Here is a 25,780-nt window from a genome sequence, read left to right as displayed (position 1 = left end):
TTACTTCAGTGCGTCGGCGCGCAGATCGACGCCGGCGGATTCGAACACAAGCGTGCGGTCGTACCACTGCTCTTTTCTAATACTCCACGCGGCACAGGCGGTGTCCTCGTCGAGCGCATCAACGGGCACGTCGTAGGTGTACTTGCCTTCCGCGTTTTCCACATAGGGGATGAAGTCGGCCTCGCTCGCGGCGGCAGCCTCGTCGCCCGTGCCCATGAAGAGCTTGCCGTAGCCCGTGCCGGAAAGCGTCATCACGCAGTGCATGGAGCCGTTTTCCACGATGAGCTGGGCGTCCACAATCCTGAACATGTTCGAGCTGGAATCTACGGTGATCGGATAGGTGCCGTCGGCCACCTTGTCGGCGGTGATGGGGGCAGCGCTTGCGCCCTCGGTCGCATCGGCCGCCTGCTCGGTCTTTTCCTGGGAATCGGTATTGCTTGCCTTTGCGCTGTCGCTTGAATTTCCGGCGCAGCCGGCGAGCGAGAACGCGAGAAGCGCCGCCGACAGGGCGAAGACGAGGGTTTTCTTCAACATGGAGGGGTTCCTTTCAATCGCTTCGACCGCCCGCGCCGTGCGGTGGGCGGGCGGGATGCGAATGCAACGGGCATGCGCCGTCGGTCGGGGAAGGCGCATGCCCGTTGCACGGGGACGCGACCGGCGCCCCCGTGCGCGGCGAGTTTACAGCTTGGCGATGGCGTCGTCCACGTGCGAGACGTAGATGTCGTCGACCGCGGCGTTCTGTCCCAGACCCTGGAGCAGGCACGTCACTTCGAAGCCGGCGGCCACGAACTTCGCAGCCCAGCTGTCGGGGTCGGTCTCGTCTGCCATGTCGTTGTTCGCGTGGTCGCCCGCGACCACCATGAACGGCGCGAGCACGGCCTTCTTGTACCCTGCGGCGCTCGCAGCGGCGATAACATCCTCGCAGGTCGGTTCAGCCTCGACGGTGCCGACGAAGAACTGCGTCAAGCCCTCGTTCTTGAACACTTCCTGCATCTTGGCATAGTCGGCGTTGGAATCGGCTTCGGTGCCGTGGCCCATGAGGCACAGCGCCGTCTTGCCGTCGTCGAAGGACGCCATGTTCTCCTTAATGGCTGCGGCCACCTTCTTGTAGTCGTCGTCGGAGGTGAGCAGCGGGTCGCCGAGCGAGATCTTGTCGAACTTGTCGGCGTACTTGTCGAGCTCGTCTTTCACGTCGGCGTATTCCAGGCCAGCCATGAGATGCGTCGGCTGCACGACGATTTCCTTCACGCCGTCTTCCACGCAGCGGTCGAGCGCCTCGGTCATGTTGTCGATCGTGATGCCGTCGCGCTTCTTCAGTTTGTCGATGATGATCTGCGCGGTGAAGGCGCGGCGGATGTCGTAGTCCTGCCAGTACTTCTCGCGGATAGCGTCTTCGATGGCGCCGATGGTGATGTGGCGCGAGTCGTTGTAGCTCGTGCCGAAGCTCGTGACGAGAATGACCGGCTTCACGGCCTTCTCCTTTTCGCTCGATTTCTCGGGACTCGCGGAGGTGCTGGAGCAGCCCGCGAGCGCGAATCCGGCGAGCGCGACGGCTCCGGTTGCTGCGGCGCCCATGAAGCCGCGGCGTGACATCTGGTCGGACATGGTTTTCCCTTTCCTCGGTTTGCCGGTCCCCCGGCGACAGTTGCTTATCGGCACAAGCGAAAGAAAAGCGCGCTCGTCCGCAAAGGGATAGCGCGCCTGTTTCTTGCATTCGAAAGGGAAGCGCACTCCTCGGGGTTCACAAGGAGATAACGCCACGGCGATGCCGTGAGGAAAAGGCGAAGCAGTCTGGCTTGGGGCGCGAGGCGGTTCGCCCGCGCGTCCTACACAGTAATGTCCCTTGCCCAGGATTCCCACCTGGTTCCCTCCGCAAGCCAGCGCGGGCTGTGTGGGCGCCGCGCCGGTCATTTCCTTTTATTCGATTGTCATATGCTCGTTGCCGAAACTACCACTATGATAGTGGGCGTTTGTGGGCGTGTCAAAGCCAGGGCGGGCGGCATTGCGCCTCCTGCCTACGTATTTGCGCCGATTGCCGCTGCGGGCGCCGTGTCTTGCCTGCTGCGCGAAGGGCGGCGTAAACGGTTGCGATGAGAAACGGGAAGGGAAGGCTCGGATGATTTATATCGTTGGCGCAGGTTCGGGCGCCGCCGACCTTATCACGCTGCGCGGGGCGCGTCTTCTGCGCGCGGCCGACGTGGTCGTTTGGGCGGGGAGCCTTGTGAACCCCGAGCTGCTCGCCGAGTGCAAGGAATCCTGCGTCGTCTACGACAGCGCGCACATGACCTTGGAGGAAGTGCTCGACGTGATGTGCGCGGCGGATGCGCGGGGCGAGGAAGTGGTGCGCCTGCACACGGGCGACCCGTGCCTGTACGGCGCCATCCAGGAGCAGATGGACGCGCTCGACGCGCGCGGCGTGGACTACGAGGTGGTGCCCGGCGTGTCGAGCTTTTGCGGTGCCGCGGCGGCGCTTCGCCAGGAATACACGCTGCCGGGAATCAGCCAGTCGGTCGTGATCACGCGGCTTTCCGGGCGCACCCCCATGCCCGCGGGCGAGGGCATGCGCACCATGGCGGAAAGCGGCTCGACTATGGTCATCTTCCTGAGCTCGGGTATGCTCGCCGAGCTTTCCGCCGAGCTTTTGGCCGCGGGCCGCAGCTCCGACGAGCCGGCGGCGCTCGTGTACAAGGCGACCTGGCCTGAGGAGCGCGTGGTGCGATGCACAGTGGGCACGCTCGCCGATGCGGGCGCGCGAGAGGGCATCGACCGCACGGCGCTCGTGGTGGTGGGCCGCGTGCTCGGAGCTCGCGGCGGGCTTGCGCACAACGGCGCGCAAGCGGAGTCGTACGAGCGCAGCAAGCTTTACGACCCTTCGTTTGCCACAGGGTATCGGAAGGCGAGCAGCTAGCGTGGCCTTCGAGCACTACATATATACCGGGACGACCCGCCTGCGCTGCGGCTACACCACGGGGAGCTGCGCCGCGCTCGCGGCGAAGGCGGCCTGCGAGATGCTCTTGTCACGAAAGCCCGTCGGCCGCGTGTCGATCGTCACCCCCGGCGGGCTGCCCGTCGAGGCGAACGTGGTCGACGCATGCATCGGCGAGGGGTGCGCCCAGTGCGCCGTGCGAAAGGACGCAGGCGACGATGCCGATGTGACCGACGGCGTGCTCGTGTACGCGCGCGTGGAACATGCGGGGTCGGGCACGGGCGCTGCGGGCAGCAAGGGCGTGCCCGCGCGCGAATCGGAAGTTTCCGTCGATGGCGGCGTGGGCGTGGGGCGCGTGACGTTGCCCGGGCTCGAGCAGCCGGTGGGGGCGGCCGCCATCAACGCGACGCCGCGCGCGATGATCACTTCGGCGGTGCGCGAGGTGTGCGCCGCGCACGGCTTTTCTGGAAATATTGCTGTGACGATTTCGGTACCCGAGGGTGTTGCCCTTGCCGAAAAGACTTTCAACCCGCACCTGGGGATAGAGGACGGCATTTCCATCCTGGGCACGACGGGCATCGTCGAGCCGCGCAGCCTTGCTGCCTTGCGCGACAGCATCGAGCTCGAGATCCGGCAGCATGCGGCTATGGGGCGACGCGGAGTCGTGCTTACGCCCGGCAACTACGGCGGGCAGTTCATCTCGGGGCATTTCCACCTAAACGGTGCGCCGGTGGTCTTCATCTCCAACTTCGTGGGCGATGCGATTGATTGCTGCGTTCGCGAGGGATTTACCAATGTCCTTCTTGTGGGACACATCGGCAAGCTGGTGAAGGTTGCGGGCGGCATCATGGACACCCATTCGCGTACCGCCGACTGCCGCGCGGAGATTCTGGCCGCCCACGCGGCCTTGGCCGGCGCTGGCGCGAAGACCGTGCGCGAGATCATGTCGTCGGTCACGACCACGGCGGCGCTCGAGGTAATCGAGGCCGCCGGCGTGGGGGACGCTGCGCGCGCCTCGCTCGCTGCGGCAATCGATGACAGGTTGCGCCGCCGCGCGGCGGGCGCATGCGACATCGCCGCGGTCGTGTTCGACGCCGAGCGCCGAGAGCTTTTCCGCACGTCGGGCGCCGATGCAGTTATCGGGGAATTGGGGGCTACGTATGAGTAAAGGCGTGCTGTACGGGGTGGGCACGGGGCCTGGCGACCCCGAGCTGCTCACGATCAAGGCCGTCCGCACAATCGAATCGTGTCCGGTCATCGCCGCACCGCAGACGGCGGACGGGGCCATGGTCGCGCTCGACATCGTGCGCGGCGCCGTCGACCTTACAGGCAAGACGGTGATCCCCGTGCGATTCTCGATGACGCGCGACGCCGAGCGCCGCACGGCCGAGCATGCCTCGCTTGTTCGCGAGCTTGTCGTGCACCTGGATGCGGTCCGCGACGTCGCGCTGCTGAACCTGGGGGACCCGAGCATCTACGCCACCTTCCAGCGCATAGCGCCCGACGTGCGCGCCTGCGGGTTCGAGGCGCGCGCCATTCCCGGCGTGCCGAGCTTCTGCGCGGTCGCCGCAGCGCTCGAGCGCGACCTCACGCCCGAGATGTCGTCGCCTCTGCACATCGTGCCCGGCGGCTACGACGACGTGCGCCGCGCATTCGGCTGGCCGGGGACGAAGGTGGTCATGAAGGCGCGCCGCTCGCTTGCGGACACGAAGCGCATCCTTCGCGAGGAGGGCGCCTTCGACGGTGCCGAGCTCGTAGAGGACTGTGGGCTTCCGGGCGAGCGCGTGTACCGCTCGGTCGACGATGTGCCCGATCGGGGCAGCTACTTCTCGACGATGGTGGTGCGCTAGATGAGGGTTTCCTGCATAGCGTTCACCGAGAGGGGGCATGCGTTGGCGGAGCGCACCGCACGCGCGCTTTCCGATTGTGCGCAGACAGGTGAAGATGACCCTGGCTGGGACGTTTCCGTTTCGCGCGGGTTCGGCGAGGGGAAGGCCGACCTGCGCGCATGGACGGCGCTCGCGTGGGAAGCGTCGGACGCGCTTCTGTTCGTGGGCGCGGCGGGCATCGCCGTGCGGGCGATCGCGCCGTATGTCGCCTCGAAGGCAAACGATCCCGCGGTTGTGGCCATCGACGAGGCGGGGCGCTTTGCCGTCTCGCTTTTGTCGGGGCATTTGGGCGGTGCGAACGAGCTTGCGCAAACTGTGGCACGCGCGGCAGGGGCCATCCCCGTCATCACCACGGCGACCGACGTCCGCGGCGTGTGGGCGGTGGATACGTGGGCGCGCCGTGCGGGGCTCGCCGTTTCGAATCCCGAGGCCATCAAGCGAGTGTCGGCGCGGCTGCTTTCGGGCGGGCGCGTGGCGCTCTATTCCGACATGCCGATTTCGGGACAGCCGCCTGAGGGGGTTGACATTGCGTCCGACCGCGCTCGGGCCGATATCGTCGTGTCGCCGTTCGCTGGCGCGAATGCAGGTGCGTCCGTTCGCGCAGCGGAGACGACGGGCGATGTCGTGCCCGCCGGTGAGACGGGGAAGCCGGCGGGCGTGCGGGCGCAGGCGCCTGCGCCCGAGCCGCTTCGCCTTGTCGTGCCCTGCATCGTTGCGGGCATAGGGTGCCGTCGCGGTGCGTGCGCCGAAGCGATCGGGGAGGCGTTTCTTCTCGCGTGCGGGCAGGCGGGTATCTCGCCTTCGGCCGTGCGCGAGGCGGCGACGATCGACGTGAAGGCGCACGAGGAGGGTCTGCTCGCCTTCTGCCGCGCGCGCAAGATTCCGCTTGCGACGTATTCCGCAGAGGAGTTGTCGCAGGTCGAAGGTAGCGTTTCGCCATCTGATTTCGTGCGCGCGACGGTGGGGGTCGACAATGTGTGCGAGCGCGCGGCGCTCGCGGGCGGGGGCAAACTTATCTTCCCGAAGCTCGCTCACGGCGGCGTGACCGTCGCGTTTTCCAAGGTAACTATCGAACTTTCGTTTAAGGAGCGGTGATGGGAAAGCTCTTCGTGGTGGGGATCGGCCCGGGCGGCCCCGACGGCATGACGATTGCGGCTCGGCGCGCGCTCGAGGCGGCCGACATCGTTGTGGGGTATACGAAATACGTGGAGCTCGCGCTCGCCGCCGTGCCCGACGCGGCGCATCTCGCGACGCCGATGATGCACGAGGTCGAGCGGTGCCGCCTGGCGCTTTCGCGCGCGCAGTGCCGAGAAGCCGTGGCGCTTGTGTGCAGCGGTGACGCGGGCGTGTACGGCATGGCGAGCCCCGTGCTGGAGCTTGCTGAGGACTACCCCGATGTAGACGTGGAAGTTATCGCCGGGGCCACCGCGGCTCAGAGCGGGTCGGCGGTGCTCGGCGCCCCGCTTGCCCACGACTTCGCGGTCGTGTCGCTCTCCGACCTGCTCACGCCGTGGGAGGTCATCGAGCGCAGGCTCGCCGCCGTGGCGAGCGCCGACTTCTGCATCTGTTTGTACAACCCGCGCAGCAGAAAGCGCGCCGACAGGCTCTCGCGCGCGGCGAAGATTATGCTCGAATGGAAGGCCCCCGACACGCTCTGCGGCTGGGTACGCAACATCGGGCGCGAGGGGCAGCAGTCGGGCATGTGCAGGCTCTCCGAGCTGGGGGAGTTCGACGCCGACATGTTCACCACCGTGTTCGTCGGCAACGCGGACACGAAGCGCGTAGGCGGCCGTATGGTCACGCCGCGCGGGTATCGGGAGATTCCATGCGAAAGGTAACGATCATCGGGGCGGGGCCCGGAAACCCCGACTTGCTCTCGCGCGCGGCGCTCGACGCGATTGACATCGCCGACGTGGTCATCGGCGCTCATCGCGCGCTTGTCAGCATCGACGTGCCGCCCGACGTGGTGAGATGCGAGCTCGTGAAGACGGCGGACATCGTCGCCGCGCTCACCGATGCGGCGTCGTGGCAGCGCGCCGTGGTCGTGATGACGGGCGATGTGGGGCTGTTCAGCGGCGCGCGCCGCCTGGTGGAGGCGCTCTCCGGCGACGCGCAGGTGGACGTGCGCGTCATTCCCGGCATAAGCTCAGCGTCGTATCTCGCCGCGCGCCTCGCGCGTCCATGGCAGGATTGGCGCTTCGCGAGCGCTCACGGCGTGGCGTGCGACATCGTGGCCGAGGCCGAGCGCGCAGGTGAGCTCTTCCTCGCCACGTCGGGCGGGGAAGACCCCTCGCGGCTTTCGGGCGAGCTTGTGCAGGCTGGCTTCGGGGACGCGCGCGTGACGGTGGCCGAGCGCCTGTCGTACCCCGACGAGCGCATCACCTGCGCGACCGCAAGTGAAATCGCAGGTCAGACGTTCGACGACTTGAACGTGATGCTTATCGAGTTCGCAGGCTGCGCCGGGTCGCCTGCGAACTCTAGCGCAGCCTCCGAGGCGCCGGCCGGCGCGTTTGCGCCCGCGGCGGCTTCTTTCGCGGCGGACTCTGCGGGCGCATCCCGCGCCGCGAGCTCCCGCTGGCCGTACGCTTCCTCGGGCATTCCCGACGAGCTCTTCATCCGCGGCGACGTTCCCATGACCAAGCAGGAGGTGCGCGCCGTCGCGCTCGCGAAGCTGCGCCTTACCGCGACCGACACCGTGTGGGATGTCGGCGCCGGCACGGGGAGCGTGTCGATTGAGGCGGCGCTCGTCGCGCGAGCGGGGTCGGTATGGGCGGTCGAGCGCAACGCGGCCGGCGTGCGGCTCATCCGAGAGAACGCGGATGCATTCGGGTGCGGCAACGTGCATGCGGTCCCCGGTGTTGCCCCCGAAGCGCTCGCGAAACTGCCCGTCCCCGACGCCGTGTTCGTCGGCGGGAGCGCGGGCGAGCTTCCCTCCATCGTGGAGGCGGCGCTCGAGAAGAACTCGCAGGTTCGCCTGTGCGTGCCGTGCGTCACCGTTGAGACGCTCACCGAGGCGTGCGCGCTCCTCTCGGGTTCGCGCTTTAAGGGGTTCGAGGCGTGCCAGGTGTCGGCCGCCCGTGCCGAGGCTGTAGGCTCGCACCATCTTATGAAGGCACAAAACCCCGTGTTCCTCGTCAGCGCGCGTGGTGCGGGCGCGGATGCCGAGGAGCTTGCCGATGTCGGGGCGCTTGTTGAGTCGCCTGTCGGGGAGGACCCCTCTACCGAGGGGAAACCATCCGTTGAGGTGGTCTCGCTTGCTAACTGCAACGCCGCAGGCGGGGAAGGCGGTGCCCGGTGAGTACGTCCATCCCGCGCTTCATGGTCGCTGCGCCCTCGAGCGGGAGCGGCAAGACGGTCGTCACGTGCGCGCTCCTGCGCGCGCTCGCGCGCCGCGGCCTTGCATGCGCGGCCTTCAAATGCGGCCCCGACTACATTGACCCGCTCTTTCATCGCCGCGTCGTGGGTGCGCGCTCGGGCAATTTAGACGGCTTCTTCACCGACGCCCCGACGCTGCGCGCCCTGCTCGCACGCGGCGTCGCGGGCGCGGATGTCGCGGTGCTCGAGGGGGTTATGGGCTTCTACGACGGCATGGCGCCCGGCGTGGCCGACGCGAGCAGCTACCAGGTTGCGCGCGACACGGAAACGCCGGTCGTTTTAGTGGTGAACGGGCGCGGGGCGTCTTTATCGCTCGCCGCTGTAATCCGCGGCATCGCCGAGTTCCTGCCTTGTGCGAACGTGCGCGGCGTCGTGCTGAACAAGACGAGCGCCGCTGCCTGCGCCTATGCGGCGCCTGCGATCGAGAAGCACACGGGCGTCGCGGTTTTGGGGAATATCCCCGCCGACGAGGCGTTCTCGCTCGAAAGCCGGCATCTGGGGCTTGTGACCGCCGACGAGGTCGAGCAGCTCTCCGCGCGCATCGACAAGATGGCCGAGCTGGTGGAAAAGAGCATCGACGTCGACCGCTTGCTCGAAATAGCGGCGACGGCACCCGATATCCGCGAGGAACCTTACCGGTTGGAGCCGATCGCGGGAGCGCGGCCCATCGTCGCCGTCGCGCGTGACGAGGCGTTCTCGTTCTATTACGAGGAGAATCTGCGCGCGCTCGAGGACCTGGGTTGCGAGCTGGCCTTTTTCAGCCCCCTGTGTGATAGCGAGTTGCCCCGGGGGACAAGCGCCCTCTATCTGGGGGGCGGCTACCCGGAGCTCCATGCGCGGCAGCTCTCCGAGAACGTGTCGATGCGCGAGGCGGTGCGGCGCGCGGTGGAATCCGGCATGCCGACGGTCGCCGAATGCGGTGGGTTTCTGTACCTGCAGCGCGAAATCGCCGATAGCGAGGGGTGGCGCTGGCCTGTTGCGGGCGCCCTTGAGGGCGCAAGCGAGAACGGGGGAAGGCTGTCCCATTTCGGGTACGTGGAGCTCACTTCCCAACGCGACGGGCTCTACGGGCCGCGCGGCACACGCATCCGCGCGCACGAGTTCCACTACTGGCAGTCCACCTGCCCGGGCGGCGACTTTTGGGCGCAGAAGCCCCGGCGCGACAAGGGCTGGCCGTGCATGACGACCACCCCGTCCCTGGTGGCGGGCTTCCCGCATGTGTACTATCCTGCGAACCCCGACGTTGCGCGCGCGTTCGCGTCTGCCGCAGCGTCGTTCGCAGAGAGGAGGCGGCATGGCTGAAGCAACCGAAACCGCGCTTGCCTGCATCCGCGAGGAAGTCGAGCGCGCGTTCTCGTCGGCGCCGGGCGCCGTGCTCGAAGCCGCGCTTTCCCGGATCGCGCCCGCAGACGAGTGCGCCCGTGCCGCCGCGTACGCCGCGTGGGACTCCATCGCGCACCCCTTGGGGGGATTGGGCGACTTTGAAGACGCCGTCGCGTGTATCGCCGCAGCTCAGGGGAGCGCCGAGGTGGCCGAGTTTCCCCGTGCGCTCGCGGTATTCTTCTCCGACAACGGGGTCGTTGCCGAAGGCGTGTCGCAAAGCGGGCAAGATGTGACGCGAGCCGTCGCGCGCAACATGTGCGAGGGGGCCGCGAGCGCCTGCCGCATGGCGGCGTTCGCGGGTGCCGAGGTCGTGCCCGTCGACGTGGGTATGGCCCGGGGCATAGAAGACGCGCGCATGGTGCGCGCGAACGTGCGGCGGGGGAGCGGCAACATCGCTCTCGGCTCCGCTATGTCTCGCGATGGGGCCGTGCGCGCGATCGAGGTCGGAATCGCCGTCGCGTGCGGGCTTGCCCGCGCCGGCGTGCGCCTTCTCGCCGCGGGCGAGATGGGCATCGGCAACACGACCACCTCGGCGGCGGTGGCCGCAGTGCTCATCCGGGCGGACGCGCGGAGCCTTGTCGGGCGCGGCGCGGGGCTCTCGGACGCCTCGCTCGCGCGCAAGCGCGACGTGGTCGAGCGCGCTATCGACGCGAACTCGCCCGATCCCGCCGACCCGATCGACGTGCTCTCGAAGGTGGGCGGCTTCGACATCGCGGCGATGTGCGGCTTCTACCTGGGGGCCGCGGCCTCGAAGGCGCCGGCGCTCCTCGACGGGGTCATATCCTGCACGGCGGCCCTGTGCGCGGCGCGCCTGTGCCCCAACGCCTTGGGCTACCTCGTGGGCACCCACGCATCAAGCGAACCCGCAAGCCGGGAGCTCCTTCGCGAGCTTGGCATAAAGGCACCCCTCGACGCAGGCATGCACTTGGGCGAGGGCGCGGGCGCCATGGCGTATCTGCCCCTTCTGGATTCGGCGCTGCGTGTGTACCGGGATGGGAAGACGTTCACGGCGACTGGCATGGCTGCTTACGAGCATTTCGAGGCCGGGAAATGACGGTGACGCTCGTCATCGGCGCCGCCGCGAGCGGTAAGAGCGCCTACGCCGAGTCCCTGTGCCTCGGGCACGACGGCCCCCGCGTGTACTTGGCAACGATGGAGCCCTTCGGGGAAGAGGGCGCCCGCCGCATCGCGCGCCATCGGGCGCTGCGCGAGGGCAAGGGGTTTTCCACCCTCGAGCGCACGCGTGACGTGGGCGCCGCAGTGTCCGGGCTTCCGCGCGGCTGTACGCTTCTTTTGGAGGACGTGGGCAACCTGGTTGCGAACGAGCTTTTCGCGGAAGGCGGCTTGTCCCCACGTGACCCCGACGCTGCGGCGTCCGAGGTGCTCGGAGGCATCGAACGGCTCGCTCAGGCCGCTGCGTATACGGTGGTGGTCACCGTCGACGTGTTCGCCGATGAGATGCGCTACGATGAGGGGACCGAGGCATGGAGGCGCGCGCTCGCGCGCGTGAACGCGGGCGTGGCGGCGCTGGCCGACCATGCAGTCGAAGTGGTATGCGGGATTCCCGTGTGGATGAAAGGCGAAGGACCTACAAGGTGAAGATAGCAGAGGCAATCGGCGCGGCGTTCGGAACGTTCTCGCGCATCCCCGTCCCGAAATCGGCCTGGACCGATTTCGGGTCAACCCATGCACTTGCCGCGTTTCCCCTGGTGGGCCTTGCGGAAGGCTTCCTCATGACGGCGTGGGGGCACGTGGCGAACCTGCTCGGCGTGCCCGCGACCATCGTCGCGGCCGTGCTCGCGGCGCTGCCTGTGGCGGTGACGGGAGGCATCCACCTAGACGGGCTCTGCGACACCTCCGATGCGCTTGCAAGTTGGGCCCCGCGCGAGCGAAAGCTCGAGATCATGCACGATCCGCGGGCGGGCGCCTTCGGGGTCATCGGTGTTGTTGTGTACCTTATTCTGCAGTTTTCCCTGTTCACCGCGCTGCCGCTTACGGTGGAGGCGTTCCTCGCGCTTCTGTGCTCGCTCGTGTTCTCCCGCGCGCTTTCGGGACTCGCCGTTGAATGCTGGCCTGCCGCGCGGGCGGACGGCATGGCCGCGGGGCTCTCGCCTGCGAAGAAGCGCGCGGCGATCGTCGTGCCGCTTTGCGCTTTCGCTGCGGCTTCGGCTGCAGGGATGGTCGCGTGCGCTCAGGCCGTCGGCGCCTTTATGGCGGTGGCGGGGCTTTTGGTGCTCGCGTGGTACCGCCATGTTGCCCTGTCCCGCTTCGGCGGGGTGACGGGGGATTTGGCCGGATGGTTTCTGCAATGGGCCGAGCTCGCGATGCTTGCCATGCTGGTGGTGGGGGGCATGCTCCTATGATGCTCGTGGTAGGTGGCGCGCATTCGGGGAAGAGGACCTTCGTGCGTGAAAAGCTCGGGTTCGCGGCGGACGATTTCGTCGACGCGGCGCAGCTTGCGGAGGGCGTCGTGCCCGCGGCTTTTGCCGGCCGCGTCGCATACCGTGCTGAGGAACTCGTACGCGCGCTCGACGCTGACCGGGCGCTCGAGCGGCTGATCGGCTTCGACGCAGTGATTCTGCCCTTGGTCGGCTCGGGGGTCGTCCCCATGCGTGCGGAAGACGCCCAATGGCGCGAGCGCGCGGGGCGCCTGGGATGCGCGCTCGCTGCGCGCGCCGACGTCGTCGTGCGCATGACGTGCGGGATTCCCCAGGTCATCAAAGGAAACCTTGCCGATGCGCCTCGAGGGACGCAGGGCGCGGGCGCGCCTTTGGAAGTCGTCTTCGTGCGCCATGGTGCCACGGCGGGCACGGAAGACCATCGCTACAGCGGGGCGGGCACCGACGAGCCCCTGTCGAGCGCGGGCGAGCGCGCTTTGCGCGACCTCGCGTGCGATCGTGACGTGTTCCGTGTTATCACGAGCGGCATGGCCCGAACCGACCAGACGGCGCGCATCCTCTTCCCGAACGCGGAGCTTATGGCGTGCCCCGGTCTGCGCGAGATGGATTTCGGCGACTTCGAGGGGCGAAGCGCCGCCGAGCTTAAAGAGGATGCGCGCTACCGCGCCTGGGTAGACTCCTGGTGCGAGACGCGCTGCCCGCATGGCGAGGGCAAGAGCGATTTCACCCGCCGCGTCGTCGCGGCGTTTCGGGAGGCATGCAAATCGGAGCGCGCCCAGGGGAGTGGGCGCGCCGTCTTCGTCGTTCACGCGGGTACCGTGAAAGCGCTGCTCTCCGAGCTAGCTGTCCCGAAAATGGGATACTTCGACGTGCATACCGAGCCGGGCGGCGCATGGGCCGCCACCTGGGATGGGCGCTGCCTTCGCGACGTTCGCCCCGCTTCGGGGGGCGATGCCCGGTGATGACGATTCTTGCCGTCGCCGCCGGGTTCGCGGCCGACCTTGCCTTCGGCGACCCGCGTTGGCTTCCCCATCCCGTCGTCGCCATGGGGCGCGCGATCACGTGGGCCGAAGGCCGCCTGCGGGGCGCATTCCCGCAAACGTCCGCGGGCACGCGCGCCGCAGGGCTTGTGCTCGCCGTGGCGCTTCCGCTTACGTGTGGGCTTTTGACCTGGGGAATCCTGCATGTTTGCGGCATGGTTCACTCCGGCTTGCGCTTCGTGGCCGAGGCATGGGCGAGCTATCAGATTCTCGCGGCATGCGAGCTGCGCCGCCAGAGCCTGGCCGTTGCCCGCGCGTTCTCGAAGGGCGGCCTTGTCGCGGCGCGCGAAGCCGTCGGGCTCATCGTGGGACGCGACACGTCTGTTCTCGACGAGCAGGGCGTCGCGCGCGCCGCCGTGGAAACGGTGGCGGAGAACGCGAGCGACGGTGTCATCGCGCCGCTTTTCTACCTTATGATCGGGGGTGCGCCCTTGGGCATGGCGTACAAGGCGGTGAACACGCTCGACAGCATGGTGGGCTACAAAAACGAGCGCTACATCGACTTCGGCTGCGCCTCGGCGTGCCTCGACGATGCGGTGAATTGGATCCCCTCGCGCTTATCGGCCCTGCTCATGATCGCCGTGTGCCCGATCGTCGGGCTCGACGCGCGCGGGGCGGCGCGCATCTGGCGCCGCGACAGGCGTCGCCATGCGAGCCCGAACGCGGCGCAGACCGAGTCAGCGTGCGCGGGCGCGCTCGGGCTGCGCCTGGCAGGACCCGCGGTGTATTTCGGCAAGCTCGTTGAGAAACCGACGATAGGCGATGCGTCCCGCGAAATCGAGTGGGGCGACATCGTTCGGGCGACAAGGCTCATGCTCGCCGCGTCCGTATGCGCGCTCGTCGTCTTCGGCGCTGTGCGCGCGGTGGTCGTGCTCGCCGTGGGGGCGATGTTATGAGGGAAGACCACGCCGCGCCCCGGGCTGACGGGGGGATCCTGCGCGCCCGTGCGCATGGGGGCAGCTGGCAATCGCTCGGCATCGCTTGCGAAGGGGGCGCCTCCGACCTCATTGACTTCTCGGTGAACGTGAATCCGGCAGGCCCCTCGCCGCGCGCCGTCGCCGCAGCTTGCAAGGCGCTTTCTCGAATCGACGCCTACCCCGATAGGGAAAGCCTCGCCCTCGTTCGCGCCCTAGCGCGCGCCCAGGGCATTCCCGAAGATACTATCGTCTGCGGCGCGGGCGCGTCCGACATCATCTGGCGGCTCGCCGCGGCGGTGCGCCCGAAGCGCATCGTCGTGTGCGCGCCGACGTTTTCTGAATATGCGGAGGCGGCATCGTACTACGGCGCATGCGTGCAGGAGTTCCCGCTCTCCGAAGCGGACGACTTCGACGTGCCCACCTCCTTCGCCCGCGCGATCGAGGGGCCGGGAGACGTGGCGTACCTCTGCAATCCGAACAACCCTACGGGGCGCCTCGTCGACCCCAGCGTGATCGATGCCGCGGCTTGCCGCTGCGAGCAGGTGGGCGCGCTGCTCGTCGTGGACGAGTGCTTCCTCGGATTTGCGCCCGACGCCCGCGAAAGGAGCGTGGCCGCACGCGCCGCGTGTTCGCGCCATGTGGCCGTGCTCTCCGCGTTCACCAAGCTCTACGGAATGGCGGGCTTGCGGCTGGGATATCTGATCAGCGGAAACGCCCAACTCATCGAGGGGATTCGCCGGGCGGGGCAGGCGTGGCCCGTCTCCTCGGTCGCCGAGGCCGCGGGCATCGCCGCCCTGGAAGACATTGAATACGTCTCGCGCACGCGCGATGTATTGGCGGGCGAGCGAGCGTGGCTTTCCCACGAGCTCTCCTCGCTCGGGCTTTCCGTCGTGCCGTCGGATGCGAACTTCCTTTTAGTCCGCACGCCGGCGAAAGACATCCCCGAGCGCCTGTATAAACAGGGGGTTTTGGTCCGCACGTGCGACTCGTTTTCGGTACTGTCCCGTTTCTGGTGCCGCGTCGCGGTGCGCACGCGCAAGGAGAATGCCCGGCTTGCGATGGCGTTCAGCCGCGTGCTTCGGGCGGAAGGTGCATCGGGCGAAGGCGAACCCGACGAACGGGGCGGCGCTTCTTTCAGCGGCGCTATGGCGGGCGCGGATGGCCGAGGCTCGGCGAAGGAGGTCGATACCCGTGGGTAGGGCCAAGCCCATCATGATCCAGGGCACCATGTCGAACGCGGGGAAGAGCCTGCTTGCGGCGGGGCTGTGCCGCGTACTTTCGCAGGACGGCCTGCGCGTGACTCCCTTCAAGAGCCAGAACATGGCACTCAACAGCGGTGTCACGGCCGACGGGCTCGAGATGGGGCGCGCCCAGATCATGCAGGCCGAGGCGTGCGGCATCGCGCCCGACGTGCGCATGAACCCCATCCTGCTCAAGCCCGAAAGCGGCCACCGAAGCCAGCTCATCGTGGCCGGCAAGGCGCAGGGAGCCTTCGCTGCGAGGGACTACTTCGCGCGAAAGAAGGCGCTCATGCCGCAGATTTTGGAGGCGTTCGATTCGCTCGCGGAGGAAAACGACGTCATCGTCATCGAGGGCGCCGGCAGCCCCGCCGAAATCAACCTTGCCGAAAACGACATCGTCAACATGGGGCTCGCGCGCGCCGTGTCCTCCCCCGTGCTGCTTGCGGGCGACATCGACCCGGGCGGGGTATTTGCCCAGCTCTACGGCACGGTCGCGCTCCTTGCGCCCGATGACCGCGCGTTTTTGCGGGGGCTTGTGGTGAACAAGTTCCGCGGCGATGTGGAAATCCTGCGCCCGGGTTTGGCCCCGCTCGAGAAGATGTGCGGAGTTCCCGTCGTGGGTGTCGTGCCGTATCTTACGCTCGACCTGGACGACGAGGACTCGCTCGCGCCGCGCCTATCTGCCCGCGAGGCGCGCGGCGTCATCGACGTCGCCGTCGTGCGTCTTCCGCATCTGTCGAACTTCACCGACTTCGACCCGCTTTCGCGCGTGCCCGGCGTGGGCGTGCGCTACGTTTCCTCGACGACCGATCTGGGCCGACCCGACCTGGTGGTGCTTCCCGGCTCGAAGACTACGCTCGACGACGCGCGCTGGCTTGCGGCTAGCGGCATCGGAGCCTGTGTACGCGCGCTTTCGGGCGCGGGCACGCCGGTGCTCGGCATATGCGGAGGCTACCAGCTTTTGGGAGACGAGCTTTCCGACCCGCACGGCAGGGAAGGCGCTGGCACCGCGCGCGGGCTCGGGCTCATCCCTGCAAGTACGGTGTTCAAGGAGGAAAAGCGCCTCGCCCAGTCGGAGCTGCGCATCACGGGCGCCCAAGGCGCGTTCTCGGTGTGGAACGGCATGACGGCGCGCGGGTACGAGATTCACGACGGCGAAACGACCGTCTTCTGCGCTCCTGCGGGCACGATTGGCGGCAAACCGGAAGGCGCGGCCTGCGGAAACGTGTTCGGAACCTATCTCCACGGCCTGTTCGACGAACCGGGGGTGGCGCTCGCCCTCGCGCGCTCGCTCGCGCGCATGCGCGGCCTACCCGAGAGCGTCGTGGGTGCTGCGGGCGCGGCGTCCGCAGCCGATCACCGTGCGCGCGAGTTTGACCGCCTGGCCGACGTCGTGCGCGGGGCGCTCGACATGGAGTATGTCTACCGCATTATCGAGGAGGGCGTATGATCCACGTGTATCATGGCGACGGCAAAGGCAAGACCACGGCGGCGATGGGCCTCGCCCTTCGCATGCTCGCTGCAGGCCGCCGCGTCGTCGTCGTGCAGTTCCTGAAAGACGGCGAAAGCGGGGAGGTGCGCCTGCTCGCCGAGCATTTCGGCGTGCCCGTGTTCGCGGGGAAGGCGTCGGACAAGTTTACCTGGTCGATGACGTCGGAAGAACTTGCCGCGACGTGCGAGCTGCACGATGGGAACCTCGCTTCCGCGCTCGCCGAGCTCGAGGGCGCGCAAGAGGGACTGCTCGTGCTCGACGAGGCGCTCGACGCGCTTTCGAAGGGGCTTGTCGACGAGGCACTCGTGGACCGCGCGCTCGATATGTCCGCGCGCGGCGTCGAAGTAGCGCTCACCGGGCGCGCGCCTTCCCGCAAGATCGTGGAGAAGGCCGACTACATAACCGAGATGCGGTGCGAGAAACATCCCTACGAGCAGGGGATATGTGCAAGGGAAGGAGTGGAGTACTAGATGGATTCCAAGGAGATGGCGCCCGGCGACATCGAGCGGCGCAGCTTCGAGATCATCACCGAAGAGCTCGGCGGCCGCACGTTCCCGCCGCTCGAAGAGCCCGTCGTGAAGCGCGTCATCCACACCACTGCCGACTTCTCGTACGCCGATTCCCTCGTGTTCACCCATGACGCCGCGCACTGTGCGCTCGACGCACTGCGCGCAGGGGCCACGGTGCTCACCGACACGAACATGGCGCTCGCAGGCATAAGCAAGCCCGCGCTCGCGAAGCTCGGCTGCAAGGCCGTGTGCTTCATGGCCGACCCTGATGTCGCCGCGGCTGCGCGCGCCGCGGGCACGACTCGCGCCGTTGCGAGCATGGACAAAGCTTGCGGCATCGAGGGTCCGCTCATCGTGGCCGTCGGCAACGCTCCCACAGCACTTCTGCGCCTCGCCGAGCTCATGGACGCGGGGAAGATCGCGCCCGCGCTCGTCGTTGGGGTGCCGGTCGGGTTTGTGAACGTGGTCGAGGCGAAAGAGGAGCTACTCGCGCGACGCGTGCCGGCCATCGTCGCGAGGGGTCGCAAGGGCGGCTCGACCGTGGCGGCGGCCATTATGAACGCGCTGCTCTACCAGATCACGCGCACGGGTGGCGCGAAGTGACGGCCCCCGCATCCGTGCCGGCGCTGCGCATCTTCGCCGGCACCACCGAGGGCCGCCTTCTGTGTGAATGGGCGAGCGGGGCGGGCATCCCCGCCCGTGCCTACGCGGCAACCGAGTACGGAGGCGAGCTTTTGGGTGAGCTTCCGGGCATCGAAGTGCATGCGGGCAGGCTCGACGATGCCGACATGGAGCGCGAGCTTTCCGGCGCGCGCATCGTCGTCGACGCCACGCACCCCTTCGCTACGCTCGCAAGCGACAACATCCGGGCCGCTTCGCTCGTCGTGGGTGCACGATGTCTGCGCCTTGCGCGCCCGGTCGAGGCGCTGCCCAAAGGCGTCGTGCCGGTCGCGTCGATCGCCTGCGCGGCGCGCTTTCTCTCCGAGAACCCGGGTCGCGTTCTTCTCACGACGGGGAGCAAGGAGCTTGCTCCCTACACGCACGTCGCCGATTTCGCGGAGCGCTTCTTCGTGCGTGTGCTCCCGCTGCCCGGTGCTATAACGAAGTGCATCGACGCGGGGTTTTCGCCGTCGCACGTCATCGGCATGCAGGGGCCCTTCACCCGCGAGCTCAATGAGGCGATGCTTCGGCAGGTGGGCGCCCGGTGGCTTGTGACCAAGGACTCGGGAACCGTAGGCGGCACGGCCGAGAAGCTCGCCGCAGCGCGCGCCGTGGGAGCGCGCTGTATCGTGGTCACCCGTCCCGCCGAGGGAGGCGGGGCCCTTTCGCTTCGGGAAGTGGAAGACGCGCTCTTACGGGAGTTCGCGCGCTAGGCGCTCGCCGCGCCTGCGCGCCCTCCCGCCCGCGAGGAGGATCGCCTCGAGCAAGCCCGACCCGTACAAGCCCGTCATCCGCCAATAGCTCGAGGACGACGCCCGGAACTGGCGCAAGCAGCCCTTCAATAAGTTGCGGTGAATTAGTGTCTGCTTTTGCTGCTAGATAGCATATTCAGTCCCTATTTCACCGCAACTTGTTGGTGGTGGCTTACTGGTAGCGTAGGCACTCCACCGGATCGAGCTTTGCCGCGCGTCGAGCGGGGTAGAAGCCAAATATTACGCCGATGCCGACGGAGACGGCGAAGGCCAGCAGCACCGTGGCGATTGAAAAACTCGGTGTGATTTGCCCGCTGGCACCGAGCTCGCCAAGAATCCCGGATCCGGAGGCAAACATCGCGAGGCCCCAGGCCAGCAGATAGCCTATCAGGACACCCAGCAGGCCACCGGTGACGCACAGCGCCGAGGACTCGGCCAAAAACTGCGCGGTGATATCGCGACGACTGGCGCCCAGAGCGCGACGGATGCCGATCTCGCGGATGCGCTCAGTCACGTTGGTGAGCATCATGTTCATAATGCCGATACCGCCGACAAGCAGCGAGATACTGGCGACAGCACCCATGATGAGCGAGAAGGCGCCCATAAAGGAATTGAGGGAGTCGATAGCGCTTTTCATGGAGGTCGCCGATACACTGTCGTACTCATCATCCTCGGTGATGCCCTTCATCGCGCGCACCTTGGACTCGATGGTCTTGCAGAGCTCATCCATGTCCGTGCCCTCGGCGGCAAGTGCCGTCACGCTGGGGAATGAAGGATTCTCGTCGCCAAATAGGCCGGAGATGGTTTCGCGTGGCATATACAAAGTGAGCGAGCCCATGGAGTCGCTGCCGCCATCAATCACGCCTACAATCTGCACCTCGCCGTTGGACACTTTGATGGTTTTTCCCAGCGCATCCTGTTCGTTGCCGTAAAGCTGATCGGCGCCGCCGCGGCTGATGAGCGCCACGCGCGAGCCTGCCTTTGACTCGACATCGGTGTAGGTGCGCCCCGCAACGAGCTTACTGGCACCCACGGCGTCGAGCATGTCGCTATCGACACCCTGTGCCATGACGGTATAGCTTTTATCGCCGGTCTTGTACTCGGTATACGCGCTGTTGACAATGCCGATCTGTTCTATCTGCGGTACCAGTTTTTGAAGCTTCTGGACGTCAGAATCAGAGAGTTCTTGGGACGAATAGATCTGAACCATGCGAGCTGCGTTGAGGCCCAGGCTGTTGACCAAGCTGTTTTGGATGCCGCCGATGAGCGAAGTCATGGCAATGACCGAGGCGATGCCGATGACAATGCCCAGGATGGTGAGCAGGCTGCGCCCCTTGTTGGCCTCGAGCGAGTGAAGGGCTTCCTGGATAAGATCGCGCGCGCTCATGCCATCACTCCTTTCGGCGGGTTGGCGGAGGCGGAAATCATGGGCAGGCTATCTACGGCGCTGCGTAGGGTCCGCGGTGCATGCGGAATATACGCGCCGTCGTGAATGCGACCGTCGCGGATGGTCACGGCACGGTCGGCCTCGGCGGCGATGCCGGGGTCGTGTGTGATAAGCACGATGGTTTTGCCGCGCTCCTGGAGCTTGTGGAAGGTTTCCATGACGAGCGCTCCCGTGGCGGAGTCCAGGTTTCCCGTTGGCTCGTCGGCCAAAATGATGGGTGGATCGTTGACAAGAGCGCGCGCGATGGCGACACGCTGCATCTGGCCGCCCGAGAGCTCGGATATGCGGTGGTCCCAGTGGTCGACGGGCAGCGTGACGGCCTGCAGCGCGTGCACGGCGCGCATCTCGCGCTGGCTGCGCGGCACATTGGTGTAGGACAGCGGCAGCATGACGTTTTCGATCACCGTCAGGCGCGGCAGCAGATTAAAGCTCTGAAAGACAAAGCCGATGCTCAGCGCTCGCACCTCGGTGAGCTCGTCATCGTCGAGCTCGGCGACGTTGAGCCCTTGCAGGAAGTAATCGCCCGCCGTTGGTTTGTCCAGGCAGCCCAGGATGTTCATGAGCGTCGACTTGCCTGAGCCCGAGGGGCCGGTGATGGCGACGAACTCGCCGGGATCAACCGCCAGGCTCACGTTGTGCAGAATATGGGCGCAGCCGGCCTCGCTCTCGAAGATGCGGTGCACGTTGCGGATGTCGATGACGGGACGCATTACATGCCCTCGTCGGCAGACGTATTGTCGCCGCCGTCTGCCGTCATGCCTGTGCCGGTATCCGTCACGATGGTGTCGCCGTCGCGTAGCTTGGTAACCGGGACGTCTGGGTTGATTTCGTTGCCCTGGTCGTCGCGCTTGACCTGCGTCTTGCCGACTACGGCTTCGTTATCGTTTTGCGTCACGACGTTCACTTTCACGCGACGGGTTTGCTTGCCCTCGTCATCGGTTGCCACGTTGACGTAATAGTGTTCGCCATCTTCGGTCATGAGTGCCATCGTCGGCACCATAACCACGTCGTCGAGCTTCTCGGTCACTACCGAGACCTCGGCAGTCATACCCGGCTTGAGGCGACTGTCGGGTGCTTCGATGAGGATGTCGACGTTAAAGGTCACGCTGCCGCCGCTACCGGAGCCGGAGTCAGAGTTTGCCACCGAGGCGATAGCCGTGACGGTGCCTTGACTCACGATATCGGGAAACGCGGGATAGGTCACGTTGGCGCTTTGGCCCACGGCAATTTTGGCGATATCCTTTTCGCCCACCTGAACCGTCACCTTCATCTTGGACAGGTCGGCGATTTGCATGCACTGCTTGCCGCCGCTCGTGTCGCCTTCGCCCATGATCATTCCGCCTGTTACCGTGGCGCCCACCTTGGCGTTGAGCTCCACGATGCTGCCCGAGCTCGGGGCCGTGACCGTTCGGCTGGCGGCCTTGGCGTTCGCCTGATCGAGGTTTGCCTGGGCCGATGCGAGACTGCGCTGAGCGGCCGATACGGCGTTCGTGTCCGCTGATGCGGCGGAGATGCCAGCCGCTGCGGAACCTCCGTCGACGTCCGTCGTTGGGTTGGCCTGCGCGGCAGCTGCGGCTTTCTGCGCGTTGGCGAGGTCTTCTTGAGCGGCTGCAACTGCACGCTGCGCCTCGGCAACGTTACGATCGAGCTCGTCGTTTTTAATGGTCATGAGCACGTCGCCCTCGTTGACGGATTGGCCCGCCTGCACGTTGATCGAATCGACCGTGCCGTCGACAGAAGGGGAGACCACTGAGGACGAAATGGGTTTGAGCTGGCCTTTCGCCTCGACCGTTGTGCTAAACGTGCCCTCGGTCACCATGTCGGTTACCGGCTCGCTAGCGCCCTGTGGCTGCGCATTGATAACCAGGGTTGCGACAATGGCAATGAGCGCGATGGCACCTACGACGCCGACGGCAATACCGCGTCGAATCAGCTTTTTGCGTCGACGGTCGGCACGTTTTGCCTTGAGCTTGGCGTACGCCTCTTCATCGGAAATCTCGGCCGTATCGTTCGTGCGTTCGCTCTGCTTGTCGGCATGTACGTTTGTAATCAGAGGAATCGTTTCGGTGGCACCTTCGGGCGTGTGCTCGGTATCATCCGGGCCCGGGGTGATGTTGGGGACATTCGGCATAGCGTCTCCTTTATAGAAAGAACCTTGATAAGTATATGCGCCCGCCGGTTGGGGCAGGCGCATAGGACGGTATCTTTCGGAATTGTTAGATTGGTCGCAGCAGTTCCACGTTGTATGAATGCGCGCGTTGCACTACGAGTGGACAACCACGCACAGGCCGACTTTGATGCAATCGTGCAGCGCCTTGGCATCGGCCAGGCGCAGGTTGATGCAACCGTGGCTGCCGCACCACTTGTACGACTCGGCATTATCGAAGCTCTTGTCGTTTTGCCAGGTGGCGTCGTGGAATCCGACCATATTGCCCTCGAACGGCATCCAATAGCTGACCGGGCTCTCGTATTTGGGCTTGCCGGTCTCGGGGTCCTTGGCACCGATAAGCTTGCTGGCGCCATTGTTGCTGTTGATCTGCCATACGCCCTCGGGGGTGGCGTCCTCTCCCGGCTTGCCGGAAATAAAGTTGGCCTCCCAAACGATATTACCGTTCTCGTCGTAGTAGCGCGCGTGCTGCTCGGACAGATCGACGTCGATATACGCCTTCCAGTCGGGCTCTCCCTTTGCTGTAAAGGTGTCGGCCTTCTGGGAGTACTTGATCTCGATTTCGCCGGTCTGCTTGTTGTTAATGGCGTCCTCGACCTGCTTGGCGAGCGAGCTGCTGTCAATGGACCAACCAAAGTCACCGCCTTCGACGGCACACTGCTTGCCATCGGCGCGCGTCCACCAGCGAGTGGAGCCCACGGTATTAAAGCCGTTCGCGAGCTCGGCTGCCCAGCTGCTGATTTGCGACGTATCGAGCGTGGGGTTGGCAGGATCGGCAAAGCTGATCCACTGCAACACGGAGCTGCCATCAACCTTTCCGGCATCCTCGCCGTTGAGCTTGAGGGTCACGTTGACGCCCAAGAAGTTGTTGGCGGCATCGCATGCGGACTGAATCTGATCATCGGTCAGCGTTCCATTGAGCGGCTCATAGGCATCGTTGCCGAGCTTGGAAAGATCTACGGTCTCGGCCAGCGAGGCAAGCTCGAGCTCGGCATACTTAATGACATGCTCGCGGTTGAGTTTTTCGTTGGAGCGCGCCTTCTCGACGGTAAACTTGCCGGCCTGCTCGTCATAGGAGCTATTGGCCTCGAACGCGCCCGAACGCCCCTCGTTAAACTCGTCGATGGCGGCGCCCAGATCCTTCTCAAACTGCTTTTGGTCAAAGGTGTCGGAGAGCATGGACAGGTCGACGTCTTGATCAAGATCGACTTCGTTGGAGCTAGCGGTTGTTTTGGTCTTGCCGCTTAAGGATTCTACAAGGCGAACCGGCCATACAATGGCTTCGTTGCGGCTGATAATCTCTTTTGCGGCAGCTTCGCCGTCGACAATGGGCTCATCGGACTCGGGCTGATAGGTCCAGCTAAAATCATCGCCTGTCACGGTGAGCTTATAGTGCTTCCAAGCCGAGTTGACCTTGGTGGCGGCAGACGAAGCGTTGGAGAACGAGACATCGACGCCGGCGATAGTGGTGTTGGGGTAGGCTACCTGCGAAAACGCTACAACGCCTACGATATAGACAATGACGATAAGACCCAGAACGACAAAGAGCGTCGTCTTTTTGCCCGACTTATTGTTCTCGGCGGGTTTGCGTGCGGGGCCGCGATCGCCTCGAGCGTGCGTGGGGGGCTGCTTGGGCGCATTGCCATTTGCCTGGCGCTGCTGATGCTGCTTGTTCGGACGTTGGGAAACGTTTGCCGCACCTCGCTGCTGACCGCGGCTCGGCGCGATAGGACGCGGCGACTGAACGCCGCCGGTGTGCCTGCTCGGCTGCTGCGGATCGGGAATCAGTTGAGTTCGATCGTTTTGCGACATCGTATGCATATCCTTCGGATTTCGCCTTGCGGCTCATCGTGTTTTTACTGGGCTTGCATTATAGCGATTACCCAGTTGTTTGTGGTATGGAAACGGTGGCATTCAAAAGAGGTGGGACATTTGACCCACCTTCGAGTCTTTCTTTGTCGCTATCCGCACACACCGCATTTTGCACAGGCCGAAAGTGCGGCCGGAGCCTGCGCGATGCCACCCTTTGCCGTCTCGCGCAGCGTGGCCGGCAACGCGTGGCCCACGGAGAGCATGACGTGCGCCATCTGGTCAAACGGCACCAGGCTCTTGATACCGGCAAGTGCAAGCTGCGCCGAGCTAAATGCCGCGGCCACGCCGATGGCATTGCGGTTTTGGCACGGCACCTCCACGAGGCCACCGACGGGGTCACAAACGAGGCCCAGCAAGTTACTCAGCGCGATGGAACTGGCGTCGAGCGCCTGCCCGGGCGTGCCGCCGAGCATCTGCACCAGCGCGGCGGCTGCCATGGCGGCCGCACTTCCTACCTCAGCCTGGCAGCCGCCCTCGGCACCGGCGACGCAGGCACTCGTGGTGAGGTTGAGGCCGATGGCGGCTGCGCAGTAGAGCGCGTCCATGACCTGCTCGTCGTCGAGCTGAAGGTGATCGGCGAGCGCCAGCACGCAGCCGGGCACGACACCCGCGGAGCCTGCCGTGGGAGCGGCGACGATCACTCCCATCGTGGCGGAGCGCTCGAGCACGGCCATCGCGCGGGCCACGGCATCGGTTTGAACGGTGCCCATCAGGCTCGTGCTCAAATCGTTGCGGCCGGTGGCATCGACGAGTTTAGCCTCGCCGCCGATAAGCCCGCCGAGCGATCGTTGCGGATTGACGATGGGGGTCGTGGTCTCCTCGCGCATGACGTCGAGCACGCGGCGCATGGCGGCGACGGCGTGGGCCTCGCCGGTCAGACGCGCCTCGCGCACGGCCATAACGGCGCCGATATTCAGGCCGAGCTCGGCGCACGCATCGAGCAGCTGCTCGCCGTCGTCGAAGATCTCCTTTGCCGAGACACCGGGGGAGAGCGACGAGGCAGAACCGGGGAGCTCGATAAAGGTCGCGTAATCGACATTGTCGAGTTTGCGGAGCATGGGGACGACGGTGTCGTCGGGCGCGCCGTCGGTCTCGAAGACGGAGTAGGCCTGGCCGCCCACTTCGGTGCGGTAGGTGCGGCAGAAGGCGATGTTCACGTGTGCGTAGGCGAGCAGGTTCGTGAGCGCGGCGAGCACGCCGGGGACGTCGTAGTGCGCCACGAAGAGTGTGGAGTACATGCCCGAGATGTCGACGCCGACGCCGTTAATGCGGCTGATGCGCATCTTGCCGCCGCCCAGGCTCTCACCGCGGACCTGGGCCGTGGCGCCCGTGTCGTCGACCATGTCGATGTCGACGGTGTTGGGGTGGATGGAGGCGTCGTCGCCCTTGATGTCAAAGTGATATTCGAGGCCCTGCTCGTGCGCGAGGTCGAAGGCCTGCTTGATGTTCTCGTCATCGGTGTCGAGGCCCAGGATGCCCGCGACGAGCGCACGATCGGTGCCGTGGCCGCGGTAGGTGTGGGCAAAGGAGTTCCACAGGCCAAAGGTGACCTTAGTGATGCGGCCTTCCAGCAGGCTGGCGGCAACTTGGGCGCAGCGCAGGGCGCCGGCGGTGTGCGAAGAACTGGGGCCGACCATGACGGGGCCCAAGATCTCGAATGCCGAGGTCGTAGCTAGTGTTTGCGGCTTGCCTGCCATGGGTGCTCCTGTTC

At 66.0% G+C, this 25,780-nt stretch carries 24 protein-coding genes; 17 read left to right on the top strand and 7 right to left on the bottom strand.

The window, feature by feature from the left end; all coding sequences use genetic code 11:
* Both DW645_RS00280 and DW645_RS00275 read right to left on the bottom strand, forming a co-directional pair.
* Complete coding sequence (locus tag DW645_RS00280) at positions 1 to 534, bottom strand: hypothetical protein (protein WP_089571779.1); 534 nt, start codon at positions 532 to 534, stop codon at positions 1 to 3.
* A 144-nt stretch (positions 535 to 678) separates the two neighbouring features.
* Complete coding sequence (locus tag DW645_RS00275) at positions 679 to 1,605, bottom strand: sirohydrochlorin cobaltochelatase (protein WP_089571781.1); 927 nt, start codon at positions 1,603 to 1,605, stop codon at positions 679 to 681.
* Between the two features lie 511 nt (positions 1,606 to 2,116).
* Between DW645_RS00275 and cobM the strand changes: the two genes are divergently transcribed.
* The 17 genes from cobM to cobK are packed head-to-tail and all read left to right on the top strand — an operon-like array spanning position 2,117 to position 18,544.
* On the top strand, positions 2,117 to 2,908 hold the full coding sequence (gene cobM, locus DW645_RS00270; RefSeq protein WP_118225780.1) for a precorrin-4 C(11)-methyltransferase: 792 nt from the start codon (positions 2,117 to 2,119) through the stop codon (positions 2,906 to 2,908).
* Position 2,909: 1 nt separating this feature from the next.
* Positions 2,910 to 4,094: a cobalt-precorrin-5B (C(1))-methyltransferase CbiD gene (gene cbiD, locus DW645_RS00265; protein ID WP_233540672.1), complete on the top strand. Its 1,185-nt coding sequence runs from the start codon at positions 2,910 to 2,912 to the stop codon at positions 4,092 to 4,094.
* Positions 4,087 to 4,776: a precorrin-2 C(20)-methyltransferase gene (cobI, locus tag DW645_RS00260; protein WP_118225779.1), complete on the top strand. Its 690-nt coding sequence runs from the start codon at positions 4,087 to 4,089 to the stop codon at positions 4,774 to 4,776. Before cbiD ends, cobI begins: the two co-directional genes overlap by 8 nt.
* The gene (locus tag DW645_RS00255; protein WP_118225778.1) at positions 4,777 to 5,910 is read left to right on the top strand and encodes a cobalt-precorrin 5A hydrolase; all 1,134 of its coding nucleotides are present in this window, start codon (positions 4,777 to 4,779) and stop codon (positions 5,908 to 5,910) included.
* Positions 5,910 to 6,653 (top strand): precorrin-3B C(17)-methyltransferase, encoded by a 744-nt coding sequence (gene cobJ, locus DW645_RS00250; RefSeq protein WP_117765626.1) that lies wholly within the window; start codon positions 5,910 to 5,912, stop codon positions 6,651 to 6,653. The genes DW645_RS00255 and cobJ overlap by 1 nt, the downstream gene beginning before the upstream one ends.
* Positions 6,641 to 8,113, top strand: a complete 1,473-nt coding sequence (gene cbiE / locus DW645_RS00245) for a precorrin-6y C5,15-methyltransferase (decarboxylating) subunit CbiE (RefSeq protein WP_118225777.1) — start codon at positions 6,641 to 6,643, stop codon at positions 8,111 to 8,113. Before cobJ ends, cbiE begins: the two co-directional genes overlap by 13 nt.
* Positions 8,110 to 9,492 carry a cobyrinate a,c-diamide synthase gene (locus tag DW645_RS00240; RefSeq protein WP_233540671.1) on the top strand — a complete coding sequence of 461 codons (1,383 nt, stop codon included), beginning with the start codon at positions 8,110 to 8,112 and terminating at the stop codon, positions 9,490 to 9,492. Before cbiE ends, DW645_RS00240 begins: the two co-directional genes overlap by 4 nt.
* Positions 9,485 to 10,627 (top strand): nicotinate-nucleotide--dimethylbenzimidazole phosphoribosyltransferase, encoded by a 1,143-nt coding sequence (locus DW645_RS00235; RefSeq protein ID WP_117800204.1) that lies wholly within the window; start codon positions 9,485 to 9,487, stop codon positions 10,625 to 10,627. Before DW645_RS00240 ends, DW645_RS00235 begins: the two co-directional genes overlap by 8 nt.
* Positions 10,624 to 11,172, top strand: coding sequence for a bifunctional adenosylcobinamide kinase/adenosylcobinamide-phosphate guanylyltransferase (locus tag DW645_RS00230; protein WP_118225776.1), 549 nt, complete (start codon positions 10,624 to 10,626; stop codon positions 11,170 to 11,172). The genes DW645_RS00235 and DW645_RS00230 overlap by 4 nt, the downstream gene beginning before the upstream one ends.
* Positions 11,169 to 11,936, top strand: a complete 768-nt coding sequence (gene cobS, locus DW645_RS00225) for an adenosylcobinamide-GDP ribazoletransferase (RefSeq protein WP_158568639.1) — start codon at positions 11,169 to 11,171, stop codon at positions 11,934 to 11,936. Before DW645_RS00230 ends, cobS begins: the two co-directional genes overlap by 4 nt.
* Positions 11,933 to 12,934 carry a histidine phosphatase family protein gene (locus DW645_RS00220; protein WP_118225774.1) on the top strand — a complete coding sequence of 334 codons (1,002 nt, stop codon included), beginning with the start codon at positions 11,933 to 11,935 and terminating at the stop codon, positions 12,932 to 12,934. Before cobS ends, DW645_RS00220 begins: the two co-directional genes overlap by 4 nt.
* Positions 12,934 to 13,908, top strand: coding sequence for an adenosylcobinamide-phosphate synthase CbiB (gene cbiB, locus DW645_RS00215; protein WP_118225773.1), 975 nt, complete (start codon positions 12,934 to 12,936; stop codon positions 13,906 to 13,908). Before DW645_RS00220 ends, cbiB begins: the two co-directional genes overlap by 1 nt.
* Positions 13,905 to 15,128, top strand: coding sequence for a histidinol-phosphate transaminase (locus tag DW645_RS00210; RefSeq protein ID WP_158568637.1), 1,224 nt, complete (start codon positions 13,905 to 13,907; stop codon positions 15,126 to 15,128). The genes cbiB and DW645_RS00210 overlap by 4 nt, the downstream gene beginning before the upstream one ends.
* Positions 15,121 to 16,620, top strand: a complete 1,500-nt coding sequence (locus DW645_RS00205; protein ID WP_233540670.1) for a cobyric acid synthase — start codon at positions 15,121 to 15,123, stop codon at positions 16,618 to 16,620. The genes DW645_RS00210 and DW645_RS00205 overlap by 8 nt, the downstream gene beginning before the upstream one ends.
* Positions 16,617 to 17,132: a cob(I)yrinic acid a,c-diamide adenosyltransferase gene (locus DW645_RS09985; protein WP_117639409.1), complete on the top strand. Its 516-nt coding sequence runs from the start codon at positions 16,617 to 16,619 to the stop codon at positions 17,130 to 17,132. The genes DW645_RS00205 and DW645_RS09985 overlap by 4 nt, the downstream gene beginning before the upstream one ends.
* Positions 17,133 to 17,774, top strand: coding sequence for a precorrin-8X methylmutase (locus DW645_RS09980; protein ID WP_199576404.1), 642 nt, complete (start codon positions 17,133 to 17,135; stop codon positions 17,772 to 17,774). It abuts the gene before it with no gap.
* Positions 17,771 to 18,544, top strand: coding sequence for a precorrin-6A reductase (gene cobK, locus DW645_RS00195; RefSeq protein ID WP_118225770.1), 774 nt, complete (start codon positions 17,771 to 17,773; stop codon positions 18,542 to 18,544). Before DW645_RS09980 ends, cobK begins: the two co-directional genes overlap by 4 nt.
* 211 nt (positions 18,545 to 18,755) lie before the next feature.
* Here cobK and DW645_RS00190 read toward each other — a convergent pair whose 3' ends face one another.
* The 5 genes from DW645_RS00190 to sdaAA form a co-directional block, all read right to left on the bottom strand.
* Complete coding sequence (locus DW645_RS00190; RefSeq protein ID WP_118225769.1) at positions 18,756 to 19,970, bottom strand: ABC transporter permease; 1,215 nt, start codon at positions 19,968 to 19,970, stop codon at positions 18,756 to 18,758.
* Positions 19,967 to 20,740 carry an ABC transporter ATP-binding protein gene (locus DW645_RS00185; RefSeq protein WP_118225768.1) on the bottom strand — a complete coding sequence of 258 codons (774 nt, stop codon included), beginning with the start codon at positions 20,738 to 20,740 and terminating at the stop codon, positions 19,967 to 19,969. Before DW645_RS00185 ends, DW645_RS00190 begins: the two co-directional genes overlap by 4 nt.
* The gene (locus DW645_RS00180; protein WP_158568635.1) at positions 20,740 to 22,161 is read right to left on the bottom strand and encodes an efflux RND transporter periplasmic adaptor subunit; all 1,422 of its coding nucleotides are present in this window, start codon (positions 22,159 to 22,161) and stop codon (positions 20,740 to 20,742) included. Before DW645_RS00180 ends, DW645_RS00185 begins: the two co-directional genes overlap by 1 nt.
* A gap of 132 nt (positions 22,162 to 22,293) precedes the next feature.
* The gene (locus DW645_RS00175) at positions 22,294 to 24,009 is read right to left on the bottom strand and encodes a L,D-transpeptidase (protein ID WP_158568633.1); all 1,716 of its coding nucleotides are present in this window, start codon (positions 24,007 to 24,009) and stop codon (positions 22,294 to 22,296) included.
* A 149-nt stretch (positions 24,010 to 24,158) separates the two neighbouring features.
* The gene (gene sdaAA / locus DW645_RS00170) at positions 24,159 to 25,766 is read right to left on the bottom strand and encodes an L-serine ammonia-lyase, iron-sulfur-dependent, subunit alpha (protein ID WP_118225765.1); all 1,608 of its coding nucleotides are present in this window, start codon (positions 25,764 to 25,766) and stop codon (positions 24,159 to 24,161) included.
* Between the last annotated feature and the right edge of the window lie 14 nt (positions 25,767 to 25,780).

Origin of the sequence: Collinsella sp. AM23-17 (assembly GCF_003470945.1) — a bacterium.
GTDB classification, from domain to species: domain Bacteria; phylum Actinomycetota; class Coriobacteriia; order Coriobacteriales; family Coriobacteriaceae; genus Collinsella; species Collinsella aerofaciens_O.
The sequence above is the reverse complement of the archived record's forward strand: the minus strand, read 5'-3'. Positions and strand labels throughout refer to the sequence as shown.

Coding starts and splice junctions, on each gene's coding strand:
- DW645_RS00280 (WP_089571779.1), bottom strand. CDS start 534: ATGTTGAAGAAAACCCTCGTCTTCGCCCTGTCGGCGGCGCTTCTCGCG.
- DW645_RS00275 (WP_089571781.1), bottom strand. CDS start 1,605: ATGTCCGACCAGATGTCACGCCGCGGCTTCATGGGCGCCGCAGCAACC.
- cobM (WP_118225780.1), top strand. CDS start 2,117: ATGATTTATATCGTTGGCGCAGGTTCGGGCGCCGCCGACCTTATCACG.
- cobI (WP_118225779.1), top strand. CDS start 4,087: ATGAGTAAAGGCGTGCTGTACGGGGTGGGCACGGGGCCTGGCGACCCC.
- DW645_RS00255 (WP_118225778.1), top strand. CDS start 4,777: ATGAGGGTTTCCTGCATAGCGTTCACCGAGAGGGGGCATGCGTTGGCG.
- cobJ (WP_117765626.1), top strand. CDS start 5,910: ATGGGAAAGCTCTTCGTGGTGGGGATCGGCCCGGGCGGCCCCGACGGC.
- cbiE (WP_118225777.1), top strand. CDS start 6,641: ATGCGAAAGGTAACGATCATCGGGGCGGGGCCCGGAAACCCCGACTTG.
- DW645_RS00235 (WP_117800204.1), top strand. CDS start 9,485: ATGGCTGAAGCAACCGAAACCGCGCTTGCCTGCATCCGCGAGGAAGTC.
- DW645_RS00230 (WP_118225776.1), top strand. CDS start 10,624: ATGACGGTGACGCTCGTCATCGGCGCCGCCGCGAGCGGTAAGAGCGCC.
- DW645_RS00220 (WP_118225774.1), top strand. CDS start 11,933: ATGATGCTCGTGGTAGGTGGCGCGCATTCGGGGAAGAGGACCTTCGTG.
- cbiB (WP_118225773.1), top strand. CDS start 12,934: ATGACGATTCTTGCCGTCGCCGCCGGGTTCGCGGCCGACCTTGCCTTC.
- DW645_RS00210 (WP_158568637.1), top strand. CDS start 13,905: ATGAGGGAAGACCACGCCGCGCCCCGGGCTGACGGGGGGATCCTGCGC.
- DW645_RS09985 (WP_117639409.1), top strand. CDS start 16,617: ATGATCCACGTGTATCATGGCGACGGCAAAGGCAAGACCACGGCGGCG.
- DW645_RS09980 (WP_199576404.1), top strand. CDS start 17,133: ATGGATTCCAAGGAGATGGCGCCCGGCGACATCGAGCGGCGCAGCTTC.
- DW645_RS00190 (WP_118225769.1), bottom strand. CDS start 19,970: ATGAGCGCGCGCGATCTTATCCAGGAAGCCCTTCACTCGCTCGAGGCC.
- DW645_RS00185 (WP_118225768.1), bottom strand. CDS start 20,740: ATGCGTCCCGTCATCGACATCCGCAACGTGCACCGCATCTTCGAGAGC.
- DW645_RS00180 (WP_158568635.1), bottom strand. CDS start 22,161: ATGCCGAATGTCCCCAACATCACCCCGGGCCCGGATGATACCGAGCAC.
- DW645_RS00175 (WP_158568633.1), bottom strand. CDS start 24,009: ATGTCGCAAAACGATCGAACTCAACTGATTCCCGATCCGCAGCAGCCG.
- sdaAA (WP_118225765.1), bottom strand. CDS start 25,766: ATGGCAGGCAAGCCGCAAACACTAGCTACGACCTCGGCATTCGAGATC.